This is a genomic window from Streptomyces sp. Je 1-79 (assembly GCF_025195125.1).
Taxonomy (GTDB): Bacteria; Actinomycetota; Actinomycetes; order Streptomycetales; family Streptomycetaceae; genus Streptomyces.
Map to the genome: position 1 here is coordinate 19178 of NZ_JAMGSL010000009.1, position 21511 is coordinate 40688.

General features: G+C 70.0%; 20 protein-coding genes and 1 riboswitch. Of the genes, 11 read left to right on the forward strand and 9 right to left on the reverse strand.

What is annotated here, in order from left to right; translation table 11 throughout:
* Positions 1 to 71: 71 nt before the first annotated feature.
* Positions 72 to 485 carry a hypothetical protein gene (locus M5362_RS19645; RefSeq protein WP_260228930.1) on the reverse strand — a complete coding sequence of 138 codons (414 nt, stop codon included), beginning with the start codon at positions 483 to 485 and terminating at the stop codon, positions 72 to 74.
* A 116-nt stretch (positions 486 to 601) separates the two neighbouring features.
* On the opposite strand from M5362_RS19645, the gene M5362_RS19650 reads away from it, so the two are divergent.
* Both M5362_RS19650 and M5362_RS19655 read left to right on the forward strand, forming a co-directional pair.
* Positions 602 to 1570 carry a diacylglycerol kinase family protein gene (locus M5362_RS19650; RefSeq protein ID WP_260228932.1) on the forward strand — a complete coding sequence of 323 codons (969 nt, stop codon included), beginning with the start codon at positions 602 to 604 and terminating at the stop codon, positions 1568 to 1570.
* A gap of 317 nt (positions 1571 to 1887) precedes the next feature.
* A complete protein-coding gene (locus M5362_RS19655) occupies positions 1888 to 2145 on the forward strand; it encodes a WhiB family transcriptional regulator (RefSeq protein WP_003953983.1) in 258 nt (85 codons plus the stop codon).
* A 177-nt stretch (positions 2146 to 2322) separates the two neighbouring features.
* On the opposite strand, the gene M5362_RS19660 is transcribed toward M5362_RS19655, so the two are convergent.
* Complete coding sequence (locus M5362_RS19660; protein WP_260229241.1) at positions 2323 to 3789, reverse strand: sensor histidine kinase; 1467 nt, start codon at positions 3787 to 3789, stop codon at positions 2323 to 2325.
* A 406-nt stretch (positions 3790 to 4195) separates the two neighbouring features.
* Positions 4196 to 4807 (reverse strand): TetR/AcrR family transcriptional regulator, encoded by a 612-nt coding sequence (locus M5362_RS19665; RefSeq protein WP_260228933.1) that lies wholly within the window; start codon positions 4805 to 4807, stop codon positions 4196 to 4198.
* Positions 4808 to 4891: 84 nt separating this feature from the next.
* Here M5362_RS19665 and M5362_RS19670 point away from each other — a divergent pair, with 84 nt between their 5' ends.
* Together M5362_RS19670 and nagB are read left to right on the forward strand one after the other, a co-directional pair.
* Positions 4892 to 5644, forward strand: coding sequence for an SDR family oxidoreductase (locus M5362_RS19670; RefSeq protein ID WP_260228934.1), 753 nt, complete (start codon positions 4892 to 4894; stop codon positions 5642 to 5644).
* Between the two features lie 183 nt (positions 5645 to 5827).
* Entirely contained in the window at positions 5828 to 6613 is a 786-nt protein-coding gene (gene nagB / locus M5362_RS19675; RefSeq protein WP_260228935.1) for a glucosamine-6-phosphate deaminase, read from the forward strand.
* Positions 6614 to 6700: 87 nt separating this feature from the next.
* On the opposite strand, the gene M5362_RS19680 is transcribed toward nagB, so the two are convergent.
* From M5362_RS19680 to M5362_RS19695, 4 genes are all read right to left on the reverse strand, one after another.
* Positions 6701 to 8218 (reverse strand): glycoside hydrolase family 3 protein, encoded by a 1518-nt coding sequence (locus M5362_RS19680; protein WP_260228938.1) that lies wholly within the window; start codon positions 8216 to 8218, stop codon positions 6701 to 6703.
* Between the two features lie 9 nt (positions 8219 to 8227).
* The gene (locus tag M5362_RS19685; RefSeq protein WP_374214495.1) at positions 8228 to 9121 is read right to left on the reverse strand and encodes a carbohydrate ABC transporter permease; all 894 of its coding nucleotides are present in this window, start codon (positions 9119 to 9121) and stop codon (positions 8228 to 8230) included.
* Entirely contained in the window at positions 9118 to 10110 is a 993-nt protein-coding gene (locus M5362_RS19690) for a carbohydrate ABC transporter permease (protein ID WP_260228941.1), read from the reverse strand. Before M5362_RS19690 ends, M5362_RS19685 begins: the two co-directional genes overlap by 4 nt.
* Before the next feature lie 214 nt (positions 10111 to 10324).
* Positions 10325 to 11605 carry an extracellular solute-binding protein gene (locus M5362_RS19695; RefSeq protein WP_260228943.1) on the reverse strand — a complete coding sequence of 427 codons (1281 nt, stop codon included), beginning with the start codon at positions 11603 to 11605 and terminating at the stop codon, positions 10325 to 10327.
* A gap of 283 nt (positions 11606 to 11888) precedes the next feature.
* On the opposite strand from M5362_RS19695, the gene M5362_RS19700 reads away from it, so the two are divergent.
* From M5362_RS19700 to M5362_RS19730, 7 genes are all read left to right on the forward strand, one after another.
* Positions 11889 to 12653 carry a GntR family transcriptional regulator gene (locus tag M5362_RS19700; protein ID WP_260229243.1) on the forward strand — a complete coding sequence of 255 codons (765 nt, stop codon included), beginning with the start codon at positions 11889 to 11891 and terminating at the stop codon, positions 12651 to 12653.
* A gap of 272 nt (positions 12654 to 12925) precedes the next feature.
* A complete protein-coding gene (locus tag M5362_RS19705; protein WP_260228945.1) occupies positions 12926 to 13189 on the forward strand; it encodes a DUF3311 domain-containing protein in 264 nt (87 codons plus the stop codon).
* Positions 13186 to 14811 carry a monocarboxylate uptake permease MctP gene (gene mctP / locus M5362_RS19710; RefSeq protein ID WP_260228946.1) on the forward strand — a complete coding sequence of 542 codons (1626 nt, stop codon included), beginning with the start codon at positions 13186 to 13188 and terminating at the stop codon, positions 14809 to 14811. Before M5362_RS19705 ends, mctP begins: the two co-directional genes overlap by 4 nt.
* Positions 14812 to 14898: 87 nt before the next feature.
* Complete coding sequence (locus M5362_RS19715) at positions 14899 to 15501, forward strand: hypothetical protein (protein WP_260228948.1); 603 nt, start codon at positions 14899 to 14901, stop codon at positions 15499 to 15501.
* Positions 15502 to 15519: 18 nt separating this feature from the next.
* Complete coding sequence (locus M5362_RS19720) at positions 15520 to 16023, forward strand: GNAT family N-acetyltransferase (protein ID WP_260228949.1); 504 nt, start codon at positions 15520 to 15522, stop codon at positions 16021 to 16023.
* A gap of 78 nt (positions 16024 to 16101) precedes the next feature.
* A riboswitch (cobalamin riboswitch) is annotated at positions 16102 to 16180 on the forward strand.
* A gap of 148 nt (positions 16181 to 16328) precedes the next feature.
* Positions 16329 to 18707: a ribonucleoside-diphosphate reductase subunit alpha gene (locus M5362_RS19725; protein WP_260228950.1), complete on the forward strand. Its 2379-nt coding sequence runs from the start codon at positions 16329 to 16331 to the stop codon at positions 18705 to 18707.
* Positions 18707 to 19723: a ribonucleotide-diphosphate reductase subunit beta gene (locus M5362_RS19730; RefSeq protein WP_260228951.1), complete on the forward strand. Its 1017-nt coding sequence runs from the start codon at positions 18707 to 18709 to the stop codon at positions 19721 to 19723. Before M5362_RS19725 ends, M5362_RS19730 begins: the two co-directional genes overlap by 1 nt.
* A gap of 79 nt (positions 19724 to 19802) precedes the next feature.
* Here the strand turns inward: M5362_RS19730 and def are convergent, their stop codons facing one another.
* Positions 19803 to 20432: a peptide deformylase gene (gene def, locus M5362_RS19735; RefSeq protein ID WP_260228952.1), complete on the reverse strand. Its 630-nt coding sequence runs from the start codon at positions 20430 to 20432 to the stop codon at positions 19803 to 19805.
* 69 nt (positions 20433 to 20501) lie between these two features.
* Positions 20502 to 21482 (reverse strand): hypothetical protein, encoded by a 981-nt coding sequence (locus M5362_RS19740; RefSeq protein ID WP_260228954.1) that lies wholly within the window; start codon positions 21480 to 21482, stop codon positions 20502 to 20504.
* Between the last annotated feature and the right edge of the window lie 29 nt (positions 21483 to 21511).

Genomic DNA, 21511 nt, shown 5'->3' on the forward strand with positions numbered 1-21511 from the left:
CCTTGTCAGGGGCCGCCTCGCCAGGTCACGGCCGCCCCGTCACGGCCGCCTCGCCCGTCACACCCGCTTCGTCACGCCTCGCCGCGGCGGCCGATGCCCAGTGCCTCGGTCGTCGCGGGGTTGACCAGGAGGGCCAGGCCGCCGACGGCGAGGACGGCGAGGGCGATGCCGGCCGGGATCATGGCGCTGTTCGCCTGGAGCAGCTGCCAGGCGACCGGCAGGGCCAGGATCTGGGTGATGATCGCCGGCCCGCGGCTCCAGCTCCGGCGCAGCAGCAGGCCGCGCGCGGCGACACCCGGGATCAGACCGAGCGCGATCAGCGTCGCCCCGCCCATGAGGGCCTGCGTCAGCCCGTCGGGGTCGCCGGTGAACGCCGTCACGAGCACGTACACGCCCCCGATCACCAGCGCGAGGGCTTCGATTCCGGCCACCGCGGCCGCCGCGGTCAACCGGACGGGTCGGGGGCTCTGCTCCGTACTGCTCATACCAGGCAGGGTAGCCGGGCCCATGGCGCGGGCCGGGGGCCAGGGGCCGTCCGACGGGGCGTCCGCCAGGTGGCCACGACTGGGATCGGTACCGCCGGGTAGGTACGCTGGCGGCCATGCGCGCACTTCTTGTGGTCAATCCGGCAGCCACCACCACCAGTGCCCGCACGCGTGACGTCCTCATCCACGCCCTCGCGAGCGAGATGAAGCTGGAGGCCGTCACCACCGAGTACCGCGGCCACGCCCGCGACCTCGGCCGCCGGGCCGCCGAGTCCGAGGACATCGAGATGGTCGTCGCCCTCGGTGGCGACGGAACGGTGAACGAGGTCGTCAACGGACTGCTCCACGGCGGTCCGGATCCGGACCGTTTGCCGGGCCTCGCGATCGTCCCCGGCGGCTCCACCAATGTCTTCGCCCGCGCGCTCGGTCTGCCCAACGACGCCGTCGAGGCGACGGGCGCGCTGCTCGACGCGCTCCGTGAGCGCCGTGCACGCACAGTGAGCCTCGGGCTCGCGTCCGGGACGCCTGGCACCGAGGACGAAGCCGTCCCGGCCCGCTGGTTCACGTTCTGCGCCGGATTCGGTTTCGACGCCAGTGTCATCGGGCGAGTCGAACAGCAGCGGGAACGCGGCAAGAGATCCACGCACGCGCTCTACCTCCGCCAGGTGTTCCGCCAGTTCCTGGAGGAGCCGAACCGCCGGCACGGCACGATCACCCTGGAGCGCCCCGGCGAGGCGCCCGTCGAGGACCTGGTCCTGTCCATAATCTGCAACACCTCCCCCTGGACCTACCTGGGCAATCGTCCGGTGTACGCGTCTCCGGAGGCCTCGTTCGAGACGGCCCTCGACGTCCTCGGTCTGAGCCGGCTCTCGACCCCCGCGGTGGCCCGTTACGCCACCCAGCTGCTCACTTCCAGCCCGGAGCGCGGGCCGCACGGCAAGCACGCCCTGACTCTGCACGACCTGACCGACTTCACCTTGCATTCGAAGGTTCCGCTCCCCCTCCAGATGGACGGAGACCACCTCGGACTGCGTACGAGCGTGACGTTCACAGGCGTTCGCCGTGCACTGCGTGTGATTGTGTGAGTGGAAGGGCCGAAAGTCCTTTCACTCGAACGTTTAGACTGGCATCCACCCCTTAGAAGTACGGCTGTGACCTAGCCGACACCGAGGAATCAAAAAAAACTTTCCGGAAGGGGTTGTATCCGGTGCTGAGGTTTGCGAGTCTCTTCTTGGCGATCGGGACGGCCCGCAAGACCGGCCTCCACTGAGAGTCAGAACCCCTCCTCAATCCAAGGACCACACCAGTTCATCTGGTGATCGGCCCTTCCCTTGCGGGGGGATTCGTGAAAGCGTTCACATTCACAAGCAACCTGCACGTAATACCAAGAGAGGTAGCAGCCATGGACTGGCGTCACAACGCCGTTTGTCGTGAGGAAGACCCCGAGCTGTTCTTCCCCATCGGCAACACCGGTCCTGCGCTGCTGCAGATCGAGGAAGCCAAGGCCGTCTGCCGCCGCTGCCCCGTCATGGAGCAGTGCCTGCAGTGGGCGCTCGAGTCCGGCCAGGACTCCGGCGTCTGGGGTGGCCTCAGCGAGGACGAGCGCCGCGCGATGAAGCGCCGTGCCGCTCGCAACCGGGCGCGCAACGCCAGCGCCTGAACACCCTGACAAGCCTGAGGCAAGCGGCGCGTACATCGCGTACGCAATCACCGCCCCCGAGCCGCAGCGCGCAGCAGTAACCCACAGCATTCGAGCCCCGGACCGATCTCCTTCGGTCCGGGGCTCGCTGCTGTGTGCCCTGCCGCTCGGCTGCTCGGCTCGGGCCGCTCCACTCGGCTACTTCTGGGACCGTACGGGGATGTCGAGGACGACCCTGGTCCCGCGCTCCACGCCCGGCTGCATGTCGAAGGTTCCGCCCAACTCCCCTTCCACCAGCGTCCGTACGATCTGCAGACCGAGGTTGCCGGCGCGCTGCGGGTCGAAGCCCTCGGGCAGACCGCGGCCGTCGTCCTTGACCGTGATCAACAGCCGGGCGTCGGCGCGGGGTTCCCCGCGGACGGCCGTGACCTCGACCGTGCCGTGCTCACCCTGCGCGAAGGCGTGCTCCAGCGCGTTCTGGAGGATCTCGGTGAGAACCATGGAGAGCGGGGTGGCGACCTCGGCGTCGAGGATGCCGAAGCGGCCGTTGCGCCGGCAGGTCACCTTGCCCGGGGAGATCTCGGCGACCATCGCGATCACCCGGTCGGCGATCTCGTCGAACTCCACGCGCTCGTCCAGGTTCTGAGACAGCGTCTCATGCACGATGGCGATCGAACCGACCCTGCGCACGGCCTCGTTGAGGGCCTCGCGCCCCCGGTCGGAGTCCATCCGGCGCGCCTGGAGGCGCAGCAGCGCGGCCACGGTCTGGAGGTTGTTCTTCACCCGGTGGTGGATCTCCCGGATGGTGGCGTCCTTGGTGATCAACTCGCGCTCGCGGCGGCGCAGTTCCGTGACGTCGCGCAGGAGTACGAGCGAACCGATGCGGGTGCCCTTGGGCTTGAGCGGGATCGCCCGGAGCTGGATCACCCCGCCGTTGCCCTCGACCTCGGCCTCGCGCGGGGCGTAGCCGGAGGCCAGTTTGACCAGCGCCTCGTCGACGGGGCCGCGGGAGGGGGCGAGTTCGGCGGTGATCTGGCCGAGGTGCTGGCCGACGAGGTCGGCGGCGAGCCCGAGCCGGTGGTACGCGGAGAGGGCGTTGGGCGAGGCGTACTGGACGATGCCGTCGGCGTCGAGCCGGATCAGTCCGTCGCCGGCCCGCGGCGAGGAGTCCATGTCGCTCGCCTCCCCGGGGAAGGGGAAGGTGCCGGCGGCGATCATCTGGGCCAGGTCGGAGGCGGACTGGAGGTAGGTGAGCTCCAGCCGGGACGGGGTTCGGACGGTGAGCAGGTTGGTGTTGCGGGCGATGACGCCGAGGACGCGGCCCTCACGGCGTACGGGGATGGACTCGACCCGGACCGGGACCTCCTCACGCCACTCCGGGTCGCCCTCGCGCACGATCCGGCCCTCGTCGAGGGCGGCGTCGAGCAGCGGGCGGCGGCCGCGGGGAACCAGGTGGCCGACCATGTCGTCCTGGTAGGAGGTGGGGCCGGTGTTGGGCCGCATCTGGGCCACGGACACGTAGCGGGTGCCGTCCAGGGTCGGGACCCAGAGAACGAGGTCCGCGAAGGAGAGGTCGGAGAGCAGCTGCCACTCCGAGACCAGCAGATGGAGCCACTCGAGGTCGGACTCACTCAGAGCGGTGTGCTGGCGTACGAGGTCGTTCATGGAGGGCACATGAGCGAGCGTACCTGCGGAATCGGGGCGCGATGAACCTGGATCTCACGGCGTTCGTGTTGGAGGATGGGCCGGGAACGCGACCTTGCCGATGGATGGACAGACGAGAATGGTCTAGTCCACAATGGCGGGGCAGCGTTCAATAGAAGACCTCCACCCTCCCCGCACAGGAGGGTGGACGAGGTGATCGGCGCTCTCTGCCCTGACTGCGCCGAGACCTCCCATCACGGCCGTGGGACCGCACATCCTCGGCCGGGCAACTCCGGGCTGCGGTGCCGGACGGGTTGAGGGTCCCGTCGGGCGCCGCGGCCCGCGGGTGTTTTCGGGGCAGGGAGATCCCCGCCCGCGGGTGTTCCGGGCCGGCAGGGCACCCCGCCCCCGCGGCCCGTGGCCCGCTTCAGTCCGTGGCGGCCGGTACAGCCGGCCAGGCCAGCATCGCCGCGTCCGCCACCGCTTCCAGCTCCGCCCTCGTCGCCCCGTCGCGCGCCTGCTGGGACATGCCCTGGAGGACCGCGCCGAAGAGCCGGGCCAGGGTGGCGGCGTCCGTGCCGGCCGCCAGCTCCCCCGCGTCCGCGCCGCGCCGGATCCGCTCCTCGAACGACGTCAGGTTGCTGTTGCGGCGGTCGCGCAGGGCCTGCTCGACCTCGGGGTTGGAGCAGTTGATCGCGGCGGAGATCATCAGGCAGCCGCGCGGGTGGGCCGGGTCGGTGAAGACGTCCGCCGCCTCCGTGAGCATCCTGCCGAACGCGCCGCGCGCCGTCGGCTCCTCCTCGAACGCGCGGCCGCCGTAGGCGCCGTAGCTGACGGCGTACGCCTGCACGACCTCCTCGAACAGGGCCTTCTTGTCGCCGAAGGCCGCGTAGAGGCTCGGGGCACTGATGCCCATGGCGCGGGTGAGGTCGGAGACGGAGGTGGTCTCGTAGCCGTGCTCCCAGAACGCCATCGTGGCCTGCTCCAGCGCCGTCAGGCGGTCGAAGGAGCGGGGGCGGCCGCGCGGTTTCGTCGTCATGGACTCAATTCTATAGCGGCCGCTACGGAAGGGTGGTACGGTTTCTTTCTGTAACGGCCACTACGGAAGTGAGGGGGGCGTCCGATGGGTGCGCTCGCGGGGAAGACGGCACTGGTCACGGGCGGTAGCCGGGGCATCGGGCGGGGCATCGCCGAGCGGCTGGGGCGGGACGGCGCTCGGGTCGCGGTGCATTACGGGACGAACGAGGCGGCGGCGAAGGAGACCGTGGCGGCGATCGAGGCGGCGGGCGGCGAGGCGTTCGCGATCGGCCAGGAGCTCGGGGTGCAGGGGGACGCGGCGGCGCTCTGGGAGCGGTTCGACGAGCTGGCCGACGGGCTGGACATCCTCGTCAGCAACGCGGGGATCGGGGCCTCACGACCGTTCGCGACGATCGACGAGGCGGAGTACGACCGGATCTTCGCGGTGAACACGAAGGCGGCGTTCTTCCTGGCGCAGCGGGGTGCCGAGCGGCTGCGCGACGGGGGCCGCATCATCAACATCTCCACCGGGCTCAGCCACGCGGCGATGATGCCCGAGCTGATCGCGTACGCGATGTCCAAGAGTGCCCTGGACACGTTCACGCGCTATCTGTCCAAGGTGCTGGGCGGCCGGGGCATCACGGTCAACGCGGTGGCGCCGGGGATCGTGGACACGGACATCAACGCGGACTGGCTGCGGGGGAACGAGGAGGCGTGGGCGGGGGCCGCGGCGCTGTCGGCGCTCGGGAAGGTCGGCACCCCGGCGGACATAGCCGATGTGGTGGCCTTCCTGGCCTCGCACGACGGGCGCTGGGTGACGGGACAGTGGATCGACGCCACGGGGGGCTCACTGGCCTGACGGAGAGGGGCGGGCTCCGGTGGCTGCGTGAGGCGTGCCGTTCGACGATGGGGAGGGCACCCGCGGCACTGTCCGCGGTTCGGAAGGGCCTGAGCGGACGGCCTCCGCTCTGCTAGATTGAACTTTGATTGGTCTATACCACCAGGCCCCTCACCAGCCCCTCACCAGATCGGCAGGCAAAGCGTGGAAGTTGTCATCGTCCCGGACGCCACGGCAGGCGGAGAGCTCATCGCGGACGGCATCGCCGGCCTCCTGCGCCGCAAGCCCGACGCGCTGCTCGGCGTTGCCACCGGTTCGACTCCGCTGCCCATCTACGAGGCCCTGATCGCCCAGGTCAAGGCCGGTTCCGTGGACGCCTCGCGCGCCCGGATCGCTCAGCTCGACGAGTACGTCGGGCTGCCCACCGGGCACCCCGAGTCGTACCGCTCCACCGTGCTGCGCCAGGTCGTCGAGCCGCTCGGGCTCTCCGCGGGCGCCTTCATGGGCCCCGACGGCTCGGCCGAGGACGTCCAGGCGGCCTGCGAGGCCTACGACCAGGCCCTGCGCGACGCCGGCGGGGTCGACCTGCAGATCCTCGGCATCGGGACCGACGGGCACATCGGCTTCAACGAGCCGTGCTCGTCGCTCGCCTCGCGGACGCGGATCAAGACGCTCACCGAGCAGACCCGTGTCGACAACGCGCGCTTCTTCGACAACGACATCGAGCAGGTGCCGCACCACGTCATCACCCAGGGCATCGGCACCATCCTGGAAGCCCGCCACCTGGTGCTCCTGGCGACCGGCGAGGGCAAGGCCGACGCCGTGGCCCAGACCGTCGAGGGCCCGGTCGCCGCGCTCGTACCGGCGTCCGCGCTCCAGCTGCACCCGCATGCCACGGTCGTCGTGGACGAGGCCGCCGCGTCCAAGCTGAAGCTCGCCGACTACTTCCGCCACACCTTCGCCAACAAGCCCTCCTGGCAGGGCATCTAGGGCCTGTGCGCACCGGCCGTACCCGCCGGGGTACGGCGAAGGGGCCCGGCACCTGGTTCAGGTGCCGGGCCCCTTGGCGTACCGGTCTCAGACTCCGGCGATGGCCTCCGCCGCGGCGCGGCCACAGACCCGGGCGGCGCCGTGGGTGGCGATGTGCAGGGCGCCGCGGGGTGCGGCCTGGTTCAGCCCCATCTCCACCACGACGGTGTCCGGACGGGCCGCGAGCAGGGCGTCGAGGGCCTCGGTCATCCACGGGTGCCGGTGGGCGTCCCGTACGACCGCGACGATCCGCCGCTCCCCCGCGGCGGCGAGCACGGCGTCCACCGACGGCTTGTCGAACGCGCCGGTCTCCGTGCCGGGCAGCAGCCGCTCCAGCTCCGCGGCGACGCCCCAGGGCGTCTCGTCGCCCACGGCGATGTTGGCGACCGGGGTGAAGGCGGCCACGTAGGGAGCGCTGGTCATCGGCGAGTAGGGCCGCTCCCCCGTCGTGACGGCCAAGGCCCGGCGGGCGGCGACGAGTCCGATCTCGGTGCCGGGCGCGGTCCCCTCCTGCACTGCCGCGCCCGGCCCCGATACAGCCCCCCTGGCCCGGTGAGCCTGGGTCCAGGCCGCCAGGGCGCGTACCCGCGCCGCGGCGTCGGCCAGCCGCTCCTCGGGCAGTTCACCGGTCCGTACCGCTTCGACCAGCGCGTCGCGCAGCCGCAGTACGGTGTCCTCGTCGGCCAGCCCGCCGCCGACGCAGATGGCGTCGGCGCCCGCGGCGATCGCGAGGACGGATCCGCGCTCGATGCCGTACGTCGACGCGATGGCCTGCATCTCCATGCCGTCCGTGACGATCAGCCCCTCGAAGCCCAGCTCCTGACGCAGCAGACCGGTGAGGATCTGCGGGCTCAGGGTCGCCGGGCGGTCCGGGTCGAGCGCGGAGAGCAGGATATGCGCGCTCATGACTGCTTTGGTACCCGCGGCGATCGCGGCGCGGAAAGGTACCAGCTCACGGGCGTGCAGTGTGGCGAGATCCACATCGATCCGGGGCATCGCGTGGTGCGAGTCCACGTTCGTGTCGCCGTGTCCGGGGAAGTGCTTGGTGCAGGCGGCGACGCCGACGGCCTGGAGGCCCTCGACGTACGCGACGGTGTGCCGGGCGACCAGGTCGGGGCCGGCGCCGAAGGAGCGGACGCCGATGACGGGGTTGTCGGCGTTGGAGTTCACGTCCGCCGACGGCGCCCAGTTGAGGTCGACGCCGCAGGCGGCGAGCCGGCGGCCGAGCTCCTCGGCGACGGCCCGGGTGAGCTCCACGTCGTCGACCGAGCCGAGCGCGTAGTTGCCGGGGAAGGAGGAGCCGTTGCGGACCTCCAGGCGCGTGACGTCCCCGCCCTCCTCGTCGATGGCGACCAGGACGTCGTCCCGCTCGGCCCGCAGCTGCGCGGTGAGCGCGGCGAGCTGCTCGGGGGAGGCGATGTTCCGGCCGAAGAGTCCGACGGAGGAGAGTCCCTCACCGATCCTGCGGAGCAGCCAGTCGGGCGCGGTGGTGCCGGTGAAGCCCGGCTGGAGGACCGTGAGCGCGTCCCGGGTCAGGGTGTCCGAGGCGGTTGCGAGTGTGGTCATGGGGCTTCGTTATCCCTTCACCGCGCCGGCCGTCAGACCCGCGGCCATCTTGCGCTGGACAAGGAGGAAGAGGATCACGATGGGAACGGCCATCATCGTGGAGCCCGCCATCATCGGGGCGTACTCGGTGCCGTTCTTCGTGATGAAGTTGCCGAGCCAGACGGTGGCCGTCTGGTTCTGCTGGCTCATCAGCATCAGCGCGTACAGGTACTCGTTCCACGCCTGGATGAAGCCGTAGACGGAGGTGGCGACCATGCCGGGGGCGAGCAGCGGGAAGACGACCCGGATGAACGCGCCGGTGCGGGTGCAGCCGTCGACCTGGGCGGCCTCCTCCAGCTCCTTGGGGATGTTGACGATGAAGCCGCGCAGCGTCCACACCGTGAAGGGCAGGATGAAGGTCAGGTACGTGATGATCAGGCCGGTGATCTTGTCGTACTGGCCCAGGTCGTTGAGCATCAGGAAGACCGGGATGATCATCGCGACGAGCGGGACCATCTGGACGGCGAGGATGCCGACGATGACGATCTTGCGGCCCCGGAAGGCGAAGCGGGAGATGGCGAGCGCCGCCAGCATGCCCACGATGATGCCGATGACCACGACCACGGACGAGACGACGAGGCTGCGGGTGACCGGGCCCCAGAAGTCCGCGATCTCCAGTGCGCGCTTGAAGTTCTCCAGCGTGAACGTGGAGGGGAAGAAGTGCGGGTTCGGGTCGATGGCGTCCTTGGCCGGCTTGAACGCCGTGTTGACCATCCAGTAGACCGGGAAGCCGACCGTGACGAAGACGAGCAGCCCGAGCACGTTCCAGCCGAGCTTGGACTTGCGGCGCTGTGTGACGGGGCGCCGGGCGGCGGGCGGCGCCGCGACGACGGGGGCGGCGGGAGCAGCGGTGTCCGTGGTCACTCCACTTCTCCGATCTTGAGCATCTGACGCATGTACACGGCGACCACGCCGAGCAGCAGCAGGACCGTGACGAGCGCGATCGCGGAGCCGGTGCCGTAGTCGTTGACGACGAACGCCTTGTCGAACGAGTACGTGGTGAGCAGCTGGAACTCCGCCTCGGGGTGGCCGTTGCGCATCACGTAGACCTGCGGGAAGACGCCCATGTCCCAGATGACCGAGAGCGTCGTCAGCATGACGATGATCGGCTTGAGGATGGGCAGGGTCACGAAGCGGAAGACGCCCCAGGCTCCGGCGCCGTCGAGGCGGGCGGCCTCCTCCAGCTCCTTGGGGACCTGGGTCAGACCGGCGCTGAGCGTGATGACGACGAAGGGCACGGCGCCCCAGACGACGAGCAGCATGATGACGGCAAGGCCCTGGGGGCCGCTGGCGAACCAGTTGTGGCCGATCATGTCGACGCCCGGGATCCTGCTGAGGATCCAGTTGAGGACGCCGTAGTCGGCGTCGAAGAGCCACTTGAAGATCGCGGTGGCGACGATGATGGGCATGCCCCAGCTCGCCACGAGCACGATGTTGATGAGCGCCTTGACCCAGCCGGAGACCCGCTGGAGCAGCAGCGCGATCAGCATGCCGATCACCATCGTGAGGACGACCGCGCCGCCCGCGAAGATCACGGTGCGCAGGACGACGGCCCAGAACTCGCCGTCACCCAGGATCTTGGTGAAGTTGTCGAGGCCCGCCCACTCCGCCTCCTGGAAGCCCCAGAGCTGGGGCTGTCCGAAGTACTGGAAGGAGAGCGTGACCAGGCGCACCAGCGGATAGCCGAGCACCAGGAGCAGGATGAGCAAGCAGGGCGCGAGCAGCATCCAGGGGATCCCACCCCCACCCGCGGTCGGCTTCTTCCCCGGCTTCGGGGTACCGGCTCCGGAGCCGGATGGTGGCGATTGCCGCACCGGCGGCACCTTCGCGGTGGTTGTGTCTGCGGCACTCATCCCGTGCTCCTCAGCGATCCCTCTCGTGGTACGGGAAGCAGGGCCCCGTCGTCCCTTTTCGAGGCGCGGTTCTCCGCCGGGGCGCTCTCAGCGTGCGTCGACGGTCGATCGTGCTCGGGTCGCTCGTTCCTCGCGACCCTCCGCGCGTTCTCCCCTTCGACACCCGCGCGCCCCTTCGGCTCACTCGCCAGGGTGACGGGGCCCTGCCCATAGGTCACTTGGTGTTGATGACCTTGTCGATGGCGGCGTCCGCGTCCTTGGCGGCGGCGTCGACCGACTTCTTGCCGTTGGCGATCTCGATGAGCATCGTCTTGAGGATCTGGGCCTTCTCGACCTGGCCCCAGCCCGGAGCGGTCGGGACGAACCAGCTGGACTCGGCAGCGGTGGCCGGGACCGTGGTGGCCGGGTCGGCCTTCAGCGGGGCGAGGTCCGCCTTGTTGTTGGGCAGGTTGCCCTTGGCGACGAGGCCCTTCTGGCCCTCGGGGCCGGTGAAGGCGGCGATCCACTCGGCCGCGACGCCCTGCGCCTTGGACTTGACCGGGATGGCCAGGTCGGAGCCGCCGAGGAAGACCGGGAGGTTCTTGCCGGACGGGCCGGGCATCACGAAGTTCTCGAGCTTGTCCTTCAGCCCGCCGACCTTGTCGCTCTTCGGGTCGGCCGCGGTGGCGCCCTCCCAGCCGGCGGCGAACATCGTCGCGGCGTTGCCCTGGCCGAAGACGACCGGGCGGTCGGCCTCGTCCTTGGTCTTGTCGCCGTGCATGTACTTGTCGACGATGTTCTTGTACTCGGTCAGGCCCTTGACGGACTCCGGCGAGGACAGGTTCGCCTTCCAGGTCTCGCCTTCCTGCTTGGCGATCGAGCCGCCGGCGTCGAAGACGAAGGACATCGCGGCGTACCAGTCGGGCGACGGCTGGTACCAGGCGCTGAACTTGTCGCCCTTCTTCTTCTGGATGGCGTCGAGCGCGGCGGTCAGCTCGGCCCAGGTCTTCGGGGCGGCCTTGACGCCGGCCTCGGCGGCGATGTCCTTGCGCCAGGTGCCCACGCGGCCACCGGCGTAGTAGGGGACACCGTAGGTCTTGCCGTTGTAGGTGACCGAGTCCTTGAGGGCGTCGAGCCACTTGTCCGAGTTCTCGAACTTCGACGCGTCGACCTCGGCGAAGGCGCCCTTGGCCATGTAGCTGATCATCTCGGAGTTGCCCATCTCGACAACGTCCGGGGCCTTGTCCGTGGCGAGCACCGCGTCGAGCTTGGTGTTCTTGTCCGGCCAGCCGTAGTACTCGTGCTTGATCTTGATGCCCGGGTGCTTCTTGGTCACCGCGTCGTCGGCGGCCTTGACCAGCTCCGGCCAGTTGTTCTGGGCGTCGACCGTCAGCCAGACGGTCAGCTCCTTGGCGTCGCCGCCGGCGTTGTCCCCGCTCTTGTCAGTACCACCACACGCCGCGATGCTGACCATGATGCCCGCGACGCCGATCGCCGCGATGAGCTTGCGCTTCACGCCACCCTCCTCAGGGATGCCTGCAACCCCCCCACCGCGCGAAGACATACGTCGAGTAGTGCTCGTGGGGCTGGGACCTGGTCTTTAATGGTTTAGACCAGTACCCGGAGCTTGGCCTAGACCTTTAGGGGTGTCAAGGGTGTATAAGAAGGGCAGTCGCGTCCGTTATCGGACCGACACCTGAGGGAGGGCGACGACCCGTGACCGGTCCGTGCCACCATGTGAGCCGCGACAGACGGAGGAGCCGGTGACGGCAGCAGCACAGGAGTCGGGAAGGCAGGCCATGGCCACGGACGCGGGCAGCCCGGAGAAAGAGGGCGGGATCGCCACCCGCACCGCCCGCGTGCCCAAGTACTACCGACTGAAGCGGCACTTGCTCGACATGACGGAGACCCTGCCGCCCGGCACTCCCGTCCCGCCGGAGCGGACCCTTGCCGCCGAGTTCGACACCTCGCGCACCACCGTGCGCCAGGCCCTGCAGGAACTGGTCGTCGAGGGCCGGCTCGAAAGGATCCAGGGCAAGGGCACGTTCGTCGCCAAGCCCAAGGTCTCGCAGGCGCTCCAGCTCACCTCCTACACCGAGGACATGCGGGCGCAGGGCCTGGAGCCCACCTCGCAGCTGCTCGACATCGGGTACGTGACGGCCGACGACACCCTCGCCGGCCTGCTCGACATCTCGCCCGGCGGGCGCGTCCTGCGGATCGAGCGGCTCCGGCTGGCGAGCGGCGAGCCGATGGCGATCGAGACCACGCACCTTTCGGCCAAGCGCTTCCCCGCCCTGCGCCGTTCGCTGGTGAAGTACACCTCGCTCTACACCGCGCTCGCGGAGGTGTACGACGTGCACCTCGCCGAGGCCGAGGAGACCATCGAGACCTCGCTGGCGACCCCGCGCGAGGCGGGGCTGCTCGGCACGGACGTGGGCCTTCCGATGCTGATGCTCTCGCGCCACTCGCTGGACGCCCAGGGCGAGCCGGTCGAGTGGGTGCGCTCGGTGTACCGCGGCGACCGGTACAAGTTCGTGGCGCGACTCCAGCGCCCCAACGGCTGACCCCCGACGGGCCCCGACCGGCCCCCAGCGGCTGACGCCCCCTCAGCACCCCGGCTGGCCGAAAAACTTCGCCCGCACATCGAACCAGTGCCCCGGCAGCTCCGTGAGGAGTGTCGGGGCACTGGCATGTCGCGTGCAGCGCGGCCGGTGGGGAGCGTACCGATATCCGTCCGTTATTCGGACCGGGGTTCCATGAAGTGGAACGGTCCCCTAGATTTCCCAGGCATTACAGATGCTGATCAAAGGTGAACGCGAGGGGACGGAGTCGCCGCATGGCAGAACAGACGCAAGAGAAGGAACCGGTCATCACACCGGTGCGCGTGGTGGTCGCACTCTGTCTGATCGCCCCGTTCGTGGCGATGCTCTGGGTGAGCTCGTACGCGAAGGTGGAGCCGACGTTCGCCGGCATCCCGTTCTTCTACTGGTACCAGATGGCCTGGGTGCTCATCTCGACCCTGCTGACGATGGTGGCGTACGCGCTCTGGAACCGTGACGTGAGGGCCCGTAAGGCCCGCAAGGAAGGTGCGTCGAAGTGAACGACGGCGTGAACGGCGTCGCACTCGCCGTCTTCATCTTCTTCTTCCTGGCCGTCACGGTCATGGGATTCCTCGCCTCGCGCTGGCGCAAGGCCGAGAACGAGAACAGCCTCGACGAATGGGGCCTGGGCGGCCGCTCGTTCGGCACCTGGGTGACCTGGTTCCTGCTCGGCGGCGACCTCTACACCGCGTACACCTTCGTCGCCGTCCCCGCGGCGATCTACGCGGCGGGCGCGGCCGGCTTCTTCGCCGTGCCGTACACGATCCTGGTCTACCCGCTGATCTTCACCTTCCTGCCCCGCCTCTGGTCGGTGTCGCACAAGCACGGGTACGTGACGACCTCGGACTTCGTCCGCGGACGCTTCGGCTCCAAGGGCCTGTCGCTCGCGGTCGCCGTCACCGGCATCCTCGCGACCATGCCGTACATCGCGCTCCAGCTCGTCGGCATCCAGGCCGTCCTGGACGTGATGGGCGTGGGCGGCGGCGAGAACACGCACTGGTTCATCAAGGACCTGCCGCTGCTCATCGCCTTCGGTGTCCTCGCGGCGTACACCTACTCCTCGGGTCTGCGTGCCCCGGCGCTCATCGCCTTCGTCAAGGACACCCTGATCTACATCGTCATCGCGGTGGCGATCATCTACATCCCGATCAAGCTGGGCGGCTTCGACGAGATCTTCGCCAAGGCCGGCGAGGCGTACGCGACGATCAACCCGGCGACCGAGAAGCCGCGCGGCGCGCTGGTGCCGGGCGAGCTGGGCCAGTGGGGCTACGCGACGCTCGCGCTCGGCTCGGCGCTCGCGCTCTTCATGTACCCGCACTCGATCACGGCGACGCTCTCCTCGCGCAGCCGTGACGTGATCCGCCGCAACACCACGATCCTGCCGCTGTACTCGCTGATGCTGGGTCTGCTGGCGCTGCTCGGCTTCATGGCGATCGCCGCCGGGGTCAAGGTCTCCAACGGCCAGCTCGCCATCCCGCAGCTGTTCGAGAACATGTTCCCGGACTGGTTCGCGGGCGTCGCGTTCGCCGCCATCGGCATCGGCGCGCTGGTGCCGGCCGCGATCATGTCGATCGCCGCCGCCAACCTGTTCACCCGCAACATCTACAAGGACTTCCTGAAGCCGGACGCCACGCCGGAGCAGGAGACCAAGGTGTCCAAGCTGGTGTCGCTGCTCGTGAAGGTCGGCGCGCTCGCCTTCGTCCTCACCATGGACAAGACGGTCGCGATCAACTTCCAGCTGCTCGGTGGCATCTGGATCCTCCAGACCCTCCCGGCGCTGGTCGGCGGCCTGTTCACCCGCTGGTTCCACCGCTGGGCGCTGCTCGCCGGCTGGGCCGTCGGCATGGTCTACGGCACGGCGGCGGCGTACGGCGTGGCCAGCCCGACCCAGAAGCACTTCGGCGGCTCGTCCGCCGAGATCCCGGGCATCGGCGAGATCGGCTACATCGGCCTCACCGCGTTCGTGATCAACGTGATCGTCACCGTCGTCCTCACCTTCGTCCTGAAGGCCGTCAAGGCGCCGGAGGGCGTGGACGAGACCTCGCCGTCGGACTACACGGCGGACGCGGGCGACCCGGGCGTCGAGACCGAGATGCCGAAGCTCGGGGCGAGCACCCACTGACCGCTCCCCCGCCGATGTGACGAAGGCCGTCGCGCCTCCTCCGGGAATGCGCGGCGGCCTTCGCCGTCCGTACGAAAGGATCCACGGATGCGCTCCGTTCCCCGCCTCGCCGTACTGCTGCTGCTTCCGCTCGCCCTGGCCGTCACCGGCTGCGGCACCAAGGTGCTCGGCGCCACCCCGCCCGACCGCGCGGAGCTCCAGGCCCGCGCCCGGGCCCTGCAGACGCTCCCCGAGCACGTGTACGTGACGGAGGCCGACGGCTTCGAACTGGCGGAGCAGTCCGTGGGCGTGCTCGGCGGCGACGGCTTCTCGGCGACCTACGTGTCGAAGACGGGCGGACAGATCACGATCGGCGTCGACCGTGGCACGGTCGACGAGAAGACCTGCGCCGCCGAAGCCTCCGCCTCCGGCGCCTGCGAGAAGGACGGCAAGGGCTGGTACCGCGCCTCCGGAGGCCGTCACGCGTACCTCCGTACGGAGAACGGGCTGCGCATCCAGCTCACCGCCGACACCGCCGGCGTGGACCGGGCCGTCCTGCGCGCCGCCGCCGAGAAGGCCCACCGCGCGGACGACGCCGAACTGGACGCCGTGCTGCCCGAGGAGACGGGCCCCGGCGAGCCGGTCGAGCGCGGCGACCTGCCGCCGGTGGGCGACGGAGCCCCCGACAACGGAGTGGGCGCGAGCGGCTGAGCGCGGCAGACTGCCCGGATGGACTACACCATCAGGGCGGTACGACCCGAGGAGTACGAGGCCCTCGGCGAGATCACCGCGCGCGCCTTCCTCGACGACGGGCACCTCGACTTCGGCGAGGAGGACGACTACCTGCACCTGCTGCGGGACGTGGCCCGGCGGGTCGCCGAGGCCGACGTGCTGGTGGCGGTGGACCGCGACGGCACGGTGCTCGGCGGGGTGACGTTCGCCCGGGGCGGCGAGGAGTGGGCGGACATCGCGCGCGAGGGCGAGGCCGAGTTCCGGATGCTCGCCGTGGCGAAGGGCGCGCGCGGCCGGGGTGTCGGCGAGGCGCTCGTACGGACCTGTGTGGAGCGCGCGCGGAACACCGGGGAGTACCGGCGCATGGTGCTCTCCACCCAGTCCAACATGGCCTCCGCCCACCGGATCTACGAGCGTCTCGGCTTCGTCCGCACCCCCGACCGGGACTGGAAGCCGCTGCCTGACATGGCCCCCCTGTTCACGTATGCCCTGGAGCTCTGACTCGCCAACGACACAACATGTGGGGGGTGCTTCGAGGGGCGCCCCCCACATGTATGCTCATCCTCGCTGTCCTCGCAGGGGAATCCGGTGGAAATCCGGAACTGTCCCGCAACGGTGTGGTTTCTGCGTGCTTGTACGCCGACCGAGTCCGAAGACCTGTGGACAGCGCGCCCGGTCCTTCCGTTCCGGGTGCCACAGACGTCCGGGCCTCGCGGAGTGGGCCGTGGCGCGGCTCCCCCTGCCTTCGGGGTGCCGCCGCCCGCCTCCCCCGCGCCGGCCCCGAGCCGAGCGAGGGAGAGCCCCACGTGACCATCGCGCCCGCCGATCCGGCCGCAGCGATCGAGAGCGACGGCAAGGAGAGCGACGGACCCGGGACCGTGCTTCTGCGGACCCTGACCGACCTCACCGCCGACCTCACCGACACCGACCCCGGCAGGGTCGCCGCCGCCGCGCTGCGCGGGCGGAACGCCGGTTCGGACGAGGCGGAGCTGCGCGAGCTGGCCACCGAGGCGGCCGCGGGTCTCATCGCCGAGGACCCCGCCTACTCCCGGCTCGCCGCCCGGCTGCTCACGATCACGATCGCCGACGAGGCGGCCTCCCAGGGCTCGGTCTGCTTCTCCGCCTCGGTCGCCGTGGGGCACCACGAGGGCCTGATCGCCGACCGCACCGCCGAGTTCGTCCGGCAGCACGCCGAGCGGCTCGACTCGCTCATCGACACGGACGCCGACGACCGCTTCGGCTACTTCGGTCTGCGCACCCTCTACTCGCGGTACCTGCTGCGCCACCCCATCACCCGCAAGGTGATCGAGACCCCGCAGCACTTCATGCTGCGCGTCGCCGCCGGTCTCGCCGAGGACGAGAGCGCCCGCGCCCTCGACGAGGTCGCCGCGCTGTACCGCCTGATGAGCCGGCTCGACTACCTGCCCTCCTCCCCCACGCTCTTCAACTCCGGCACCCGCCACCCGCAGATGTCGTCCTGCTACCTCCTGGACTCCCCGCAGGACGAGCTGGACTCCATCTACGACCGGTACCACCAGGTCGCCCGGCTCTCGAAGCACGCGGGCGGGATCGGACTCTCGTACTCCCGCATCCGCGCCCGCGGTTCGCTGATCCGCGGCACCAACGGGCACTCCAACGGCATCGTGCCGTTCCTGAAGACGCTGGACGCCTCCGTCGCCGCCGTGAACCAGGGCGGCCGCCGCAAGGGCGCCGCGGCCGTCTACCTGGAGACCTGGCACGCGGACATCGAGGAGTTCCTGGAGCTCCGCGACAACACGGGCGAGGACCAGCGCCGTACGCACAACCTGAACCTGGCGCACTGGATCCCGGACGAGTTCATGCGCCGGGTCAACGCGGACGCCCCGTGGTCGCTCTTCTCCCCGGCGGACGTGCCCGAGCTGGTCGACCTGTGGGGCGAGGAGTTCGACGCCGCCTACCGCGCGGCCGAGGCCAAGGGCCTGGCCCGCAAGACCATGCCGGCCCGTGACCTGTACGGCCGGATGATGCGGACCCTGGCCCAGACCGGCAACGGCTGGATGACCTTCAAGGACGCCTCGAACCGTACGGCCAACCAGACCGCCGAGCCCGGCCACACGGTCCACTCCTCCAACCTCTGCACGGAGATCCTGGAGGTCACGGACGACGGCGAGACGGCGGTCTGCAACCTGGGTTCGGTGAACCTCGGCGCCTTCGTGGAGAACGGCGACATCGACTGGGAGCGCCTCGACTCGACCGTCCGTACGGCCGTCACCTTCCTCGACCGGGTCGTCGACATCAACTTCTACCCGACCGAGCAGGCCGGCCGCTCCAACGCCCGCTGGCGCCCGGTGGGCCTGGGCGCGATGGGTCTCCAGGACGTCTTCTTCCAGCTGAAGCTGCCGTTCGACTCCGCCGAGGCGCGGGCGCTGTCCACCCGTATCGCCGAGCGGATCATGCTCGCCGCGTACGAGGCGTCCACCGACCTCGCCGAGCGCAACGGCCCGCTGCCGGCCTGGGACAAGACCCGCGCGGCCCGCGGCGTCCTGCACCCCGACCACTACGACGTCGAGCTGAACTGGCCGGAGCGCTGGGCGGCGCTGCGCGAGCGGATCGCGGCCGTCGGCATGCGCAACAGCCTGCTGCTCGCCATCGCGCCGACGGCGACGATCGCCTCGATCGCCGGCGTGTACGAGTGCATCGAGCCGCAGGTCTCCAACCTGTTCAAGCGCGAGACGCTGTCGGGCGAGTTCCTCCAGGTCAACTCGTACCTGGTGCAGGAGCTGAAGCGGCTCGGCGTGTGGGACGCGCAGACCCGTGAGGCGCTGCGCGAGGCCAACGGCTCGGTCGCCGACTTCACCTGGGTCCCGGCCGAGGTGCGCGAGCTGTACCGGACGGCGTGGGAGATCCCGCAGCGCGGTCTGATCGACATGGCGGCGGCCAGGACCCCGTTCCTGGACCAGTCGCAGTCCCTGAACCTGTTCCTGGAGACGCCGACGATCGGCAAGCTGTCGTCGATGTACGCGTACGCCTGGAAGCAGGGCCTGAAGACGACGTACTACCTGCGCTCCCGTCCGGCGACCCGGATCGCCCGCGCGGCCCGGGCCGCCGCGCCCACCGCCGCCACCATCCCCGTCCAGCAGGCCGCCGACCCCGACGCGGTCGCCTGCTCCCTGGAAAACCCCGAGTCCTGCGAGGCCTGCCAGTAATGAGCTCCAACGATCAGAAGAACCTCCTCGACCCGGGCTTCGAGCTGACCCTGCGTCCGATGCGCTACCCGGACTTCTACGAGCGCTACCGGGACGCGATCAAGAACACCTGGACCGTGGAGGAGGTCGACCTCCACTCGGACGTCGCCGACCTCGCCAAGCTGACGCCGGGTGAGCAGCACATGATCGGCCGGCTGGTGGCGTTCTTCGCGACCGGTGACTCGATCGTCGCCAACAACCTCGTGCTGACGCTGTACAAGCACATCAACTCCCCGGAGGCGCGCCTGTACCTGTCGCGCCAGCTGTTCGAGGAGGCCGTGCACGTCCAGTTCTATCTGACGCTGCTCGACACCTACCTGCCCGATCCGGCCGACCGTGCGGCCGCGTTCGACGCGGTGGAGAACATCCCCTCCATCCGGGAGAAGGCGCAGTTCTGCTTCAAGTGGATGGACTCGGTCGAGAAGATCGACCGCCTGGAGACCCAGGCCGACCGCCGCCGCTTCCTGCTGAACCTGATCTGCTTCGCGGCGTGCATCGAGGGCCTGTTCTTCTACGGTGCCTTCGCGTATGTGTACTGGTTCCGGTCCCGCGGTCTGCTGCACGGTCTCGCGACCGGCACCAACTGGGTGTTCCGTGACGAGACGATGCACATGAACTTCGCCTTCGAGGTCGTGGACACCGTCCGCAAGGAGGAGCCGGAGCTCTTCGACGACGCGCTCCAGCAGCAGGTCACCGACATGCTGAAGGAGGCCGTCGAGGCGGAGCTGCAGTTCGGCCGCGACCTGTGCGGCGACGGCCTGCCCGGAATGAACACCGAGTCGATGCGCGAGTACCTCCAGTGCGTCGCCGACCAGCGCCTGGTCCGCCTCGGATTCCCGCCGGTCTACGGCTCCGAGAACCCGTTCTCGTTCATGGAGCTCCAGGGCGTCCAGGAGCTGACCAACTTCTTCGAGCGCCGCCCGTCCGCCTACCAGGTGGCGGTCGAGGGCTCGGTGGACCTGGACGAGGACTTCTAGTCCGCCTCGCGCTCCAGGAAGCAAACGGCGAAGGGCCCGCTCCGGGGGAGGGGCCCTTCGTCGTGTGCGCGGAGCGAGATCAGTCGTTCGGGACCGTCTCGTAGCGGGGGGTGCCCTCTTCCATCTGGCGGAGGGCGTCCTTGCGGTCGCGCTTGGAGAGCTTGTCGATGTACAGGAAGCCGTACAGGTGGTCCGTCTCGTGCTGGAGGCAGCGCGCGAAGTAGCCGGTGCCGCGGACCTTGATCGGGTTGCCCTGGGCGTCCTGGCCGTGGACCTCGGCGAAGTCCGGGCGGGCCAGCGAGGCGTACGCGGTCGGGACCGAGAGGCAGCCCTCGTTGGAGTCGTCCAGAATGCGGCGGTCGGCCGGCAGGTCCTGGAGCACCGGGTTGACGACGACGCCGGTGTGGCGCACGCCCTCGTCGTCGGGGCAGTCGTAGACGAAGACCTTCAGGTCGACGCCGATCTGGTTCGCGGCCAGGCCCACGCCCTCGGCGGCCTTCTGGCTGGCGAACATGTCGTCGATCAGCGCCGCGAGCTTGTCGTCGAACTCCGTGACGTCCTTGCACTCCCGGTGGAGCACCGGGTTGCCGACGACCGTGATCGGGCGCGCCGTGCCGCGCTCGCGGTACGCGAGCTCGCGCGCCTCGCAGTCCTCCGTGTCGACGACGAAACCGTCGTTGATCTGCTCGTCAGTCTCCTGCTGCGCCATTCCGCCGCACGCCTTCCTCAGAACCCCAGTCGATGGTCCCGTACAGCCTAAGGGCAGGATCCGGGCCGTTCAGCAGACCTCTTCGAGATCCCGCCACTCGCGGCTGTCGGGGCTGTCCGCCACCCAGCCGTCCAGCAGCCCGCGGACCAGGCCCACGGGCGCGGCGATCCCGCACTCCCGTTCCGGGACCCAGAGCTCGCCGGGCGAGCGGTGGCCGAGGGGGCCGGGGTGGCCCGGCTCGCTGTGGTCGTGCGGGTCGAGGTGCTCGCCCTCGCCCTCCGCACTGGGCATGGTCGACTCGGAGCAGGCGCGACAGAGCAGCCGGACCGACGAGGACCAGTCCTCGGCGGCGAACCCGGCGTCCGCGGCGAGCTGCTCCAGCGCGTCCCGGTCGGCCTCCGTGGCGGCCTCCAGGAGCACCACCCAGGTGGGGACGGGCGAGGGCGCCCAGAGCTCGATCTCGTCGAAGACGGGGTAGGACGGGCCCGCGCTCGTCGTGCGCTCGCCGTTGGGCACGCCGTCGTGGAGGACGACCTCGCCCCAGCGGCGGCCGGAGGACGGCAGCGGGATGGAGAGCACCTCGATCCGGGCCGGGTCCAGCCTGCGGCCCCACACGACCTCGGCCTCGCCCTCCGGCGAGAGCCGGACCGCCGCGCTGCCCAGCTCCATCCCGGCCGGCTCCCCGGTCCCGGCGGAGGCACCGGGGACCTTGAGCCCGTACGCCTGCCAGGCACGACGGGCCAGCGGCCAGTCCTGGAGCGCGGTGGCGGCGATGCCGACGTTCCACCAGTCGGGGGCGCCCGTCTCCTTGTCGAGGAGCGCGACGGCGCGCAGCCCGGCGGCCCGGGCCTGCTCCCAGTCGTGCCGGAACTTGTGCAGCAGCGCCAGGTTGAACCAGGACTCCGAGAGCCAGGGCTCCAGATCCGCCGCGCGTGTGAGCAGCGCGCCCGCGTCCTCGTACCGGCCGTCGCCGATCAGCGTGAACGCGCGGTCGGTGGCCTGCCGCCACGAGGCGGAGGGCCGATGCCGTACCTTCCCGAAGATCCTCACGATTCCCGCCTGCCGGTCGCTTCACCCTC